Source organism: Kribbella sp. (assembly GCF_035655035.1).
GTDB lineage: Bacteria > Actinomycetota > Actinomycetes > Propionibacteriales > Kribbellaceae > Kribbella.
Genome location: NZ_DASRVN010000523.1, coordinates 1 through 10,398 on the forward strand (window position 1 = coordinate 1; position 10,398 = coordinate 10,398).

The following is a 10,398-nucleotide window of genomic DNA, read 5'->3' on the forward strand; positions in this document are numbered from 1 at the left end:
GGGCAGGGAGTTGGAGGCGCGGGTGGGGAGGTGGACGAGGCACGTCCCTTGGTCGGGGTGGGGAGGGTTAGGCGAGTAGTGACTCGATGTGGTGGCGCATCAGTTGGCGGACGCGGGTTGGGGTGGTGCGTTCGGGCTGGATGGCGGCGTGCAGGGAGAGGCCGTCGAGCAGGGCGTGCAGGCGCTCGGTCTCGCGACGTACGTCGAGGCCGTCCTTCAGCAGGCCGGCGTCGGCGAGCGCGCGGATCAGCGTCGCGCACAGTGCGCGGAGCTCGTTGTGCACGGTGTCGGTATGGGCGTGCAGTGTGCCGGCACCGGACTCGGCCTGGGCCTGCGCCATGAACGCCAGCCACACGTCGAACTCCGCGCGGCGTTCCTCGTCGAGCGGCAGCACCTCGTCGAGGTACCGCAGTACCGTGCCAGGCACGCTGCCCTTGGCGACGATCGCGTCGATCCGCTCGGTGACCCGGCGCGACACCAGGTCCATCGCGAAGCCGAGCAGCCCGTCCTGGTCGGGGAAGTAGTAGCGCACCGCGCCCGCGGACCAGCCGGCCTCGGCGGCGATGGTCCGGACCGACGCCGCCCGGATCCCGTCCCGGCGGACCACCCGCCAGAGCGCTTCGGCGATCTCCTCGCGGCGGGTGGCGTGGTCGACGATCTTCGGCATGACGTCCTTTTTAGCACAGCTGTGTTAGTCTAGCTTTACAACACAGTCGTACTGAAAAAATCTCGGGAGGAAGACCGTGCTGCTCGCTGTGATCGCCGCGTGAGAGATCGGCTTCTGGGTGCTGCTGGTCGCCGGCCTGGTGACGCGGTACCTGCTGCGGCTGCGCCGGACCGGAATGGTGCTGCTCGCCGCCGTGCCGCTGGTCGACGTGGTGCTGCTGGTGGCGAGCATCGTGGACATCCAGCGCGGCGCGGCGCCGTCCTTCAAGCACTCGCTGGCCGCGATCTTCGTCGGCGTCAGCATCGGCTTCGGCCATCAGACGCTGAAGTGGGCCGACAAGTGGGCCGCGCACTTCATGGCCGGCGCGCCGCGCCCGGCGAAGCTGCCGAAGAAGGGCCCGGAGCGCGCCCGGCACGAACGCGCCGCCTGGCTGCGGCACCTGATCTCGTATCTCATCGGTGTCGGCATCATGCTCGGCCTCGGCCTGCTGTCCGGCCGCGGGTACGACGCTCTGCTCGGGCCGGCGGTGCCGTGGACGATCGCGCTGGTGATCGACGCGATCGTGTCCTTCAGCTACTCGTTCGACCGGACGCCGCAGGAGAAGCAGTCGGCGTAACCTCCGAGGTCCGGGCGGTCACTCGTCGTACATTTCCTGCATGACGAAGGTCGGGCGGATCTGGGCAGCGGTGACCGGGCTGATCGTGGTGCTGGGAATCGTGATCCAGTTGGTGGTGACCGCCAACGGGCACGAGGGGTTCTTCCCGGACAACCCGGAGCGGGTGTTCAACACCTTCGCGTACTTCACCATCCAGTCGAACCTGCTTCTCGGCGGTACGGCGCTGTTGCTGGCGGTGCGGCCGGATCGCCGGGAGAGCACGCTTCTCAAGACGCTGCGGCTGAACGGCGTGCTGTGCATCGCGGTGACCGGGATCGTCTACCACGCGGTGCTCGCCGGTCTGGACGACTTGCACGGGGCTGCCGAGGTGGCGAACTTCCTGCTGCACACGGCGGCCCCGGTGGCCGGCGTACTGGGCTGGCTGCTGTTCGGGCCGCGCGGCACCATCGACTGGCGGATCGTCGGGTGGTCGATCGTGTACCCGCTGCTCTGGCTGGTGTTCACGCTGATCCGCGGCGCGTTCGTCGGGTTCTATCCGTACCCGTTCGTGAACGTGGACGAGCACGGGTACGGACGGGTGCTGCTGAACTGTCTGCTGGTAGCGGTACTGTTCCTGGCTCTGGCGGCCGGGGCGAACGCCCTCGACCGTCGCTTGCGCCGGAACAGAACCGTCGAAAGGTAGACCCGTGCTGGTGACCTCGCGCTCGTACGACGAGTACGAAGCGATGTTCGACCTGAAGGAACTCCCCGAATCCGTGCTCGACTGCTGCGCGGGCGGCGCCGGCTTCACCGCCGAGGCCGCGGCCCGTGGGGTGGACGCGATCGCCGCCGACCCGGCGTACGAGCTGGATCATGCCGAGCTCGTGGACAGCGTCCGGAAGAGTCTGCCGGCCACGTCCGGGATCGTGGACGAGCACCAGGGGAGTTTCGTCTGGCACTGGTACGGATCACCGGAGCGGAAGGATCAGTACCGGATCGAGGCAGCCGACCGGTTCCTGCAGGATGTCGCGGCGGCACCGGAGCGGTACGTCGCCGCGGGGCTGCCCGAGCTGCCGTTCGGTGACCGCCGGTTCGAGCTCGTGCTGTGCTCGCACCTGCTGTTCACCTGGGCCGACAAGTACGACCGGGACTGGCACGCGGCCGCGTTGCGCGAGCTGATCCGGGTCAGCAATGCCGAGGTACGGATCTTCCCGCTGGTGCAGCAGGGTGCCGGCGAACCGATCGCCTGGCTGCCGGAGCTGCTGGCCTCGCTCGAGGGTGTGACGTGCGAGATCCGCAAGGTCCCCTACGAGTTCCAGGCCGGGGCGGACGAGATGCTGGTCATCACCCGTAACTGACGCCGGGCAGGTGGTGGGAGGACGGTCGACCTACCACCCGCCCGGCGTCGTCACCAGATCAGCGAAGGAACCGGCCGCAGACCGGCCACGGGGAGGCGCCGCGCTGCGAGTAGAGCTTCTTCGCCCGCATCAGCTGCTCGCCGGCCGACGCGCTCGTCGGGTTGCCGGAGCCGCCGACGCTGCGCCAGGTCTGCAGGTCGAACTGGAACAGACCGTAGTAGCCGCCGCCGTTGACCGCGTGCGGGTTGCCGCTGGACTCGCAGTTCGCAACCTTGGCCCAGGCGCCGCTGAGGCTCGCCTTGCCGCCGCCGCCGTTGCTCGCCTGCGGGCGGTCGGCGGAGCGGGTGCTGCGGTTGCTGTCGGACTTGCGGGTCGCGGACCGGTTGGAGTCCGACTTGTTCGAGTCCGAGTTGTAGCTCTCGGACTTCGGGGTGACCCGCGGAGCCTGGTCCTGGCCGGCCGAGCTCTTGACGCCGTCGAGGGTCAGCGTCTGCCCGATCAGGATCAGGTTCGGGTTCTGCAGGTTGTTGGCCTTCGCCAGCTGGTGCCAGTCGGTCCCGTTCGCCTGGGCGATCTGGGACAGCGTGTCACCGGGCTTGACCGTGTAGTCGGCCGCGAAGGCCGAGGCCGTTCCGACGGCCGTGATGCCGGCTCCCAGACCGGCGATCGAGATGGTTCGGGCCACCCGGCGAGTGCTTCGCCGGGCGCGAGCATGTCGTGCCTTGGACATCAGAAAATTGCTCCTTGTGAGCTTGGGCATGGTGGAGCACACCAGGCCCCCCGTGCAGGGGTGGGGGCACTCGGACCCGTTTCACTGCAGGTAACAGGACAGCGTCCGAATGGTCACGCCCCGGTAACGGCGCGACCTGAGCCATCCTCGGTGAGGTCCGGCGGAAACGCAAGTCCAGATTGGAATCTGCCCCGAATTTTTCCGTGTCTTGAGGTTCCGAAACCCCTGCAACAGAACAGTTTCCGGGCCTCGGAACGCTGTTTTCCAGGGGTCGGAACCGATCGGTTTATGGGTCTTCGAACGGAGGGTTTCGACGGCCTGTGCGTGTCATCACGGGCGTTCGCTCGTTAACGAATCACGGGTGAGGCGACGGACGTTGATGGGGGCAGAAGCGGTGATCCGAGTGGCTCTCGGCCATCGTGGCACATTGGTGCGTGGTGCACTGGCCGCGGTGCTGGCAAGGGAGAACGACCTCGACGTGGTGGCGGACGTCGACCGCTCCGAGGACGTGCTCCAGGTGGCCGGCCGGCGCCCGGACGTGTTCCTGCTCGACCCGCAGCTGCCCGGCCGGATCCGGATCGAGGAGCTCTGCCGCAAACTGGCCGGCCGCGGCGTCCTGGTGCTGATCGACCACGAGGCGATCCCGGCGACCAGTCTCGCGCTGGTGAAGCAGGCGCCACGGATCGGGCTGATTGCGACCGATGTCACAACCGACCAGCTGGTGCAGGCCGTCCGCGACGTGGCCAAGGGGCTGCCCGTGGTCGACGTACGGCTGGCTGTGGCCGCTCTGAAGGCCGGTGACAACCCGCTGACCGACCGTGAGTGCGAGGTGCTCCGTCAGGTCACTACGGGCGCAACGGCCCAGGAGGTGGCGCGTACGCTCAGCCTGAGCACCGGCACGGTCCGGAACTACCTGTCCCGGATTCTTGCGAAGACGGGCTCGCGGAGCCGCATCGAAGCGATCCGGAAGGCTTACGAGGCCGGCTGGATCTGAGCGCCCGGACTCCAGCTGCCGTGCAGGTCGCGGTACATCCGGGACGTCCGCATCAGCGCGGCGTGGGTGCCGAGCGCGGCCTGGTTGCCGTCCAGGACCAGGATGCGGCGGGCGCGCAGCGCGGAGCTGATCCGGTGCGCGATCACGATCAGCGTGCCGGGTCGCCTCGCGAACGCCTCCTCGGCCTGGCGTTCCGCCTCGGGGTCCAGGAAACAGGTCGCCTCGTCGAGTACGACGAGCGGCGCCGGCGAGAGGTACGCGCGGACCAGCGCGAGCAGCTGTTTCTCACCGGCGGACAGCTCGCCCGGCTTCACCTCGGCCGACAGCCCGCCGAGCCGGTCCACAAGCTGGTCGGCGCCTACGGTTTTCGCGGCCAGCTCCAGCTGATGGTCTGTTGCGTCCGGCAACAAGTAGCTGAGATTGTCGCGGACCGTGCCACTGAAGACGTACGCCTCCTGCGGGATCAGCACGCGGGTCTGAGTGAGCCGGTCGACGGTCGCCTCGGTCGGTGCCGCGCCGCCGAGCAGCACCTGGCCGCCGGTCGGCGCGAGCATCCCGCAGATCAGTCCGGCCAGGGTGGACTTCCCGATCCCGCTCGGCCCGACGACGGCCAGGTGCTCGCCCTCGGCGATCGTCAGCTCGAGCTTGTCGAGCACCGGCTCCGCCTTCGGCCCGTACGCGAAGGTCAGGCCGCGCAACCGGACCTGGTACCCGGTGAGCTCGTCGACCGGACGCGCCCGCTCAGCCGGTGTCGACGTGTCGAGGATCCGGCCGAGCGTGATGACGTACCGCAGACCGCTGTCGCCCAACGCGTTCATGACCGTGTTCAACGCGGGCTGCAACCCGATCAGTACGTAGGTCAGCCCGCCCAGCAGTGTGCCCGTACTGACGCCACGACCGACCAGCCAGGGGCCGGTCGCGAGCAGGATCAGCAACGGCAACCAGCCGCCGACCGCGAAGCACAACGTCCGCAGGGCCGACACCTTCGCCAATGCCCGCTCGGCCGCCGCATGTGCTTGGATCGGCTGCCCTGCAAGCCATTCGGCGTACTCCTCGGTCCCGGTCGCGGTGATGTCCCGCACCCCGCCGAACACCATGCCGGCCGCCGCCGCCAGCTCCTCGTCCGCGGCCAGCGACGCGCGGACCCGGTCCGCCGCCATCCCGAGCACGGCCAACGACAACGCGAACCCGAGCAGGAACGGCGGTACGACGAACGCCGCCACCATCGGCGCCAGCGACAACAAGCCCGTGAGTACGCCGAACAACGTGACCGCGAAGCTCCGCAGTACGAGGACCAGCCCCGCGAACGTGTCGCGGACGATCTCGACCTGCCGGTTCAGCCGCGCGACGGCACCGTCGTCACCGGTCCGCAGCGCGCCCCCGACAACCCGCCGTACCAGATCGTCGCGCAACGGCTCGACCAGATCGCCGAGCCGCCCGTACACCTGCCGCGCGCCCGCCGCGCCGAGCCCGGCGGTCGCCACCAACCCGCCCAGCCACGCGATCCCCTGCCAGGCGTGCCCGGCGAGGAAGCTGTCCGTGGCCCGCGCCACCGCGATGCCGTACACCGCCGTCGGCAGGATCTCCGGAACCGACCACCCGATCAACCGGAGGGTGGCCTTCTTCCGGAGCGCGGCCGCGCCGTACGACAGCTCCCGCTTCATCCGAACACGGCTCGGTACGACGTGTTGTGCCAGAGGTCGGCGTGCGGGGCCAGGGCGCGGACGCGGCCGTGGTCCATCCAGAGGACCAGATCGGCGCGGGCGGCGGTGGCCGGGCGGTGCGTGACGATCAGGCGGGTGCGGTGCCGGCGGTCCTCGGTCAGGGTGCGGCTGATCTGCCGTTCGGTCGCGGTGTCCAGGCTCGACGTTGCGTCGTCGAGGACCAGCAACCGGCGGGCCGGCCAGGCGCGGGCCAGGCCGAGGCGTTGCCGTTCGCCTCCGGACATCGGCGCCTTGCGCAACGAGGTGAAGTAGCCGTCGGGCAGCCGGCTGACGAAGTCGTGGGCGTGCGTCGCGCGGGCCGCGGCCAGGGTCCCGATCGGGCTCACCGCGTGCGGGTCGATCGCCTCGCCGACGGTGCGGCCGATCAGTTGCGGACGCTCGAACGCGCAGCCGACGGCGTGCCGAAGTACGCTCCGGCTGACGGCTTGCAGCGGTACGCCGTCCAGCGAGACCTGCCCGGTCGACGGGTCCCGGAGCCGGGCGGCGACCGCCGCGAGGACGGACTTGCCGGCGCCGCTCGGGCCGACGACCGCGATCGTGACGCCGCCGGGCAGGTCGAGATTCACGTTGTCCAGCAGGACGTTCCCGTTCGCGACGACGCTGACGCCGTCGAACGTCAGCTGCCCGGAACCGCGCGGCAGCGACAGCGTGCCGTGCGCGACCGGCTCGATCGCGATCACCTCGGCGGACCGTCGGACACCCGCCTTGGCGCGGGCGAGCTCGCCGAGCACGCCGGTCAGGTTGCCGAGCCCGGCGCCGAGGACGGCGTACTGCGAGGCGGCGAACAGCTCGCCCGCGGTGACGTTGCCGGCCACCAGTTGCAGGCCGCCGACGGCCAGTACGGCGACCAGGACGAGCGGGCCGACGACCGCCGCCTGGGCGCCGGAGCGGGCCAGGATCCGCCAGGTGACGACGCCGTGCCGGTGCAGCTCGGGGAGCAGGCCGAGGATGCGGCGCTCCTCGCGTTCCGTCGTACCGGCGGACTGAATGGTGCGGATGCCGGTCAGCGACTCGGACAGCAAGGCCGCGATCCGGCCTTGGGTCTCCTGGTAGGCGAGGCTGACGTCGGCAGTGCGCTTCGCGAAGGTCCAGAGCACCACGATCACCAGCAGCACGCCGCCGAAGAACGCGGCCGCGAGCCAGGGGTCGATGAAGGCCAGCAGGACCAGGCTGCCGAGTGGAGGAGCGATCGCGGCGATCGCGGTCACGGCCGCCGGTCCGGCCTGCGCGGCGTCGGACGCGTTCGCCGAGACCCGGGTGACCAGGTCACCGGTCTCGAAGTCGTGGGAGCCGTCCGGGCCGCCGCGTACGACGTGGCGGACCAGGCGGTTCCGCAGCCAGGCGGTCGTCTCGGCGACGCAGGCGGCACCGGCGAACGCGTCGACGATGCTCGCCGCGATCCCGAGCCCGATCAGCGCGGCCGTGACGATCAGCCAGCGGGTGTAGCCGTCACCGGCCACGATCGAGTCCACCGACCGCCCGAGAATCGTTGGCAGCGCCAATGTGACGGCGCTGCCGATCAGAGCGTTGAGCCCGATCAGCGGCAGCCACCCGCGTCCGTGCTTGGCCACCTCGTTGAAGGTGATCATGCGTCGAGTCCCGTCTGGTCGGCCAGGAACGCGAGCAGGTCGGCGGCCAGGTTGATGCCGCCGGTGGTGTGGCCGGCGTCGGCCTCGAAGCGGAGCAGGACCGGGCGCGGACCGGCGGTCGCGTGCTGGAGCGCCGCCGTCATCTTCCTTGCGTGCAAGGGATCCACGCGCGTGTCGTTCCCGAAGGCGGTCAGCAGCACGGCCGGGTACTTCACCCCGTCGACGACCCGGTGGTACGGCGAGTAGGCGAGCAGGTTCCGGAAGTCGTCGGCGTCCTGTACCGAGCCGTACTCCGCGGTCCAGCGCTCGCCGAGACCGGAGAGCTCGTAGCGGACCATGTCGGTCAGCGGCGCCGAGCAGACCGCAGCGGCGAACAGCTCCGGGCGCTGGGTGAGGGCCGCCGCGGTGAGCAGCCCGCCGTTCGACTCACCGCAGATCGCGAGCTGGTCCGGCGTCGTCCAGCCGTCGGCGATCAGGCGCTCGGCGGCGGCGATGAAGCCGTCGATGACGCGCTGCTTGTCGTGCCGGGTGCCGACCGGCAGGTCCGCGGTCACGAAGGACCCACCCGCTTCCACCCAGGCCAGCGCGAACGCGGAGTACGACGGTGTCAGCTCCTGTCCGAACCCGCCGTACCCGTAGAGGATCGTGGGACCCGGCTTGCCGATGATGTGGAGCTCGGTCGGCAGGGAGCGTGCTTCGGCCGGCCGGTCCGTGCTGGGGTCGTAGCAGTGGACGGTCGGCGGGGTCACGGTGTCCGTGTAGGTGTACCAGGCCCGGTTGCCGTCGGCGCTCAGCGATCCGACCGAGCCGTGCCCCGGGAGGTCGACGGCGCCGCGGCGCTCGCCGGTGAGCCGGTCGTGCACGGTGATCTCGGTGGCAGTGCTGACCAGTACGACGTCGTCCAGGATCGCCAGGCCGGTCAGCGGCTGCTCAGGCTGGAGGTAGTCGTGCCAGACGGTCGGCTCCGACGGGTCGCCGACGCAGATCCGCCCGGCCATCACGACGTACAACCGGCCGTCCGGGCCCACCGACATGATCGTGGTGCCCGTGGTCGGGATGTGCTTCGGCGCCGGGTCGTCGCTCGCGAGGTCCTGGAACCACAGGTCGGTCGGCGTACAGATCGTCAGCCACCGGCCAGCGCTCAGCTCCAGCCCGTACGACGCCTCGTCCGCGAGGATCGTGGTGTCGCCGGAGCTGCCCAGCGTGTGCCGTCGTACCTGACGGAAGCGGACGTAGTAGAAGGTGCGGTTGTCCGGGAGCCAGGCGACGGGGGAGTACCGGCAGCCGTCGATCGGGCCGTCGATCAGCTGACCGCTGTCGACGTCGAGGACCGACAGCGTGGACTGCTCGGTGCCGCCGCGGGACAGCTGGAACGCGACCTTGCTCCCGTCCGGCGACGGCTGCCACCCGTCGAGCGTGGTCAGACCGCTCGGGTCCAGTTGCCGTACGTCGATCAGCGGCGTCTCGTCGGCGAACAGTACGGCGTGCCGCCCGGCCTCACGGCGCAGGGTGAAGCAGCGGCCGCCGCGCCGGACCGGCGTGGACACGCTGCTGACGGCGGACAACGCCCGGACACGGTTCTTCCAGGCGAACCTGGTGCTCAGCGAAGCGGCGTACGTCAGCCAGAGCTCGTCCTGGTCCCGCAGCCACGCCTCGGCGGCGGACGGGTCCTCGAGCCAGCGGTACGGATCCGCGACGGTAGTGCCGTGCACCTGCTCCACGAGCGTCAGACGCTCGGCGCATGGATGAGACTGCACGGAATCGATCACCTCACTCTCCCCTCTCCCACCAACACAACGAGCCCACCGGCCCGGAGCTACCCCGAAGACAGGTCGGCCCCGGGCGGGGAATCCCACCCAGGGCCTGCGAGGTCCCGCGAACAGGTGATGCCTGCTACGCGCCGCCCCGCGGGCACTGGGCGGCGTTGTCGTCGGTCGACAGGACTCCGTCCTGCCTCCCTCCTCCGCCTTGCCCAGCACTCCGCGGGACGTCGCTCGCGACGGCATCACCTGTCCGCGCGACCTCTACTACCTGGCATAACAGGTGCCGTGTATCAGTGGCAGAGCAGCAGGCTCAGGTTGCTCGGGGTCTGCGAAGCGCAGCCCAGCACGGTCAGCGTGGAGCCGCCGTGGTGGTGGCCGTGGTGGCCGTAACCCGGGGTCTCGAGGCCCTGAAGGTCGAGAAGTGCCATGTTCTTACACCTCCTTCGGTGCGGTTCGTCGGGATGCGGACTCGGACCACTGGGGAGGTCCGAGGAACGGGAGGGACACCGGCGTCTGATCCGCGGAGTGCAGCGCCGTGCCCAAGGCCAGCAGTACGCCGGCCGAGCCGGTCGACAGGTCCATCGAGAGCCGGAGCAGCTGGTTGCCCGGGTACGCGAGGCCGCCCGCGAACGGCATCGCGTGCCAGCCGAGCCCTCTGATCAGGTCGTCGACCTGATTACCGAGAGCGGCGGCCGTGAGCAGCACACCGGCGCGACCCATGAACAGGCCGGGCTGGACGTAGTAAGAACAGTGCGTGACCCGCTTCAGCTCGTCGAGCGTCGTACTGAGCTCGTCGGACGGCCGGTGGCGCAGGTACCGCTCGAGGACGAGCGCGATCCCGGCCGAGCCTTCTTCGAGGTACGGCAGGGTCCGCCAGCCCTGGTTGACCTGGCGCATCCCGTCCTCGGTGAGCACGGTCCGCTTCAGGTCCTGCCGGAGCGCGATCTCCGCGAGGTCGAGCAGGCCGGTGTCGCCGAG

Annotated in this window: 10 protein-coding genes and 1 pseudogene; 4 read left to right on the top strand and 7 right to left on the bottom strand. The window is 70.1% G+C overall.

The genetic code is table 11. The features are described from left to right. Positions 1–67 precede the first annotated feature (67 nt). Positions 68–667 carry a TetR/AcrR family transcriptional regulator gene (locus VFF46_RS28475; protein ID WP_325040302.1) on the bottom strand — a complete coding sequence of 200 codons (600 nt, stop codon included), beginning with the start codon at positions 665–667 and terminating at the stop codon, positions 68–70. A gap of 118 nt (positions 668–785) precedes the next feature. Here VFF46_RS28475 and VFF46_RS28480 point away from each other — a divergent pair, with 118 nt between their 5' ends. From VFF46_RS28480 to VFF46_RS28490, 3 genes are read left to right on the top strand one after another with little or no spacing between them, the layout of a single operon-like run. After that, positions 786–1,283 (top strand): 2TM domain-containing protein, encoded by a 498-nt coding sequence (locus tag VFF46_RS28480; protein ID WP_325040303.1) that lies wholly within the window; start codon positions 786–788, stop codon positions 1,281–1,283. A 40-nt stretch (positions 1,284–1,323) separates the two neighbouring features. Further along, positions 1,324–1,965, top strand: coding sequence for a Pr6Pr family membrane protein (locus tag VFF46_RS28485; protein ID WP_325040304.1), 642 nt, complete (start codon positions 1,324–1,326; stop codon positions 1,963–1,965). Between the two features lie 4 nt (positions 1,966–1,969). Beyond that, the gene (locus tag VFF46_RS28490; RefSeq protein WP_325040305.1) at positions 1,970–2,620 is read left to right on the top strand and encodes a hypothetical protein; all 651 of its coding nucleotides are present in this window, start codon (positions 1,970–1,972) and stop codon (positions 2,618–2,620) included. A gap of 58 nt (positions 2,621–2,678) precedes the next feature. Here VFF46_RS28490 and VFF46_RS28495 read toward each other — a convergent pair whose 3' ends face one another. Continuing rightward, the gene (locus VFF46_RS28495; RefSeq protein ID WP_325040306.1) at positions 2,679–3,350 is read right to left on the bottom strand and encodes a transglycosylase family protein; all 672 of its coding nucleotides are present in this window, start codon (positions 3,348–3,350) and stop codon (positions 2,679–2,681) included. Positions 3,351–3,780: 430 nt separating this feature from the next. Between VFF46_RS28495 and VFF46_RS28500 the strand changes: the two genes are divergently transcribed. Beyond that, positions 3,781–4,344: a response regulator transcription factor gene (locus VFF46_RS28500; protein ID WP_325040310.1), complete on the top strand. Its 564-nt coding sequence runs from the start codon at positions 3,781–3,783 to the stop codon at positions 4,342–4,344. On the opposite strand, the gene VFF46_RS28505 is transcribed toward VFF46_RS28500, so the two are convergent. The 5 genes and pseudogenes from VFF46_RS28505 to VFF46_RS28525 form a co-directional block, all read right to left on the bottom strand. Next, a complete protein-coding gene (locus VFF46_RS28505; protein ID WP_325040307.1) occupies positions 4,323–6,008 on the bottom strand; it encodes an ABC transporter ATP-binding protein in 1,686 nt (561 codons plus the stop codon). The genes VFF46_RS28500 and VFF46_RS28505 overlap by 22 nt on opposite strands. After that, positions 6,005–7,657, bottom strand: a complete 1,653-nt coding sequence (locus VFF46_RS28510) for an ABC transporter ATP-binding protein (RefSeq protein ID WP_325040308.1) — start codon at positions 7,655–7,657, stop codon at positions 6,005–6,007. The genes VFF46_RS28505 and VFF46_RS28510 overlap by 4 nt, the downstream gene beginning before the upstream one ends. Beyond that, positions 7,654–9,426 carry a prolyl oligopeptidase family serine peptidase gene (locus VFF46_RS28515; RefSeq protein ID WP_325040309.1) on the bottom strand — a complete coding sequence of 591 codons (1,773 nt, stop codon included), beginning with the start codon at positions 9,424–9,426 and terminating at the stop codon, positions 7,654–7,656. The genes VFF46_RS28510 and VFF46_RS28515 overlap by 4 nt, the downstream gene beginning before the upstream one ends. A gap of 284 nt (positions 9,427–9,710) precedes the next feature. Further along, positions 9,711–9,848: a SapB/AmfS family lanthipeptide gene (locus tag VFF46_RS28520; RefSeq protein ID WP_184839847.1), complete on the bottom strand. Its 138-nt coding sequence runs from the start codon at positions 9,846–9,848 to the stop codon at positions 9,711–9,713. A 4-nt stretch (positions 9,849–9,852) separates the two neighbouring features. Further along, positions 9,853–10,398: pseudogene (locus VFF46_RS28525) on the bottom strand (lantipeptide synthetase); the annotation flags it as partial.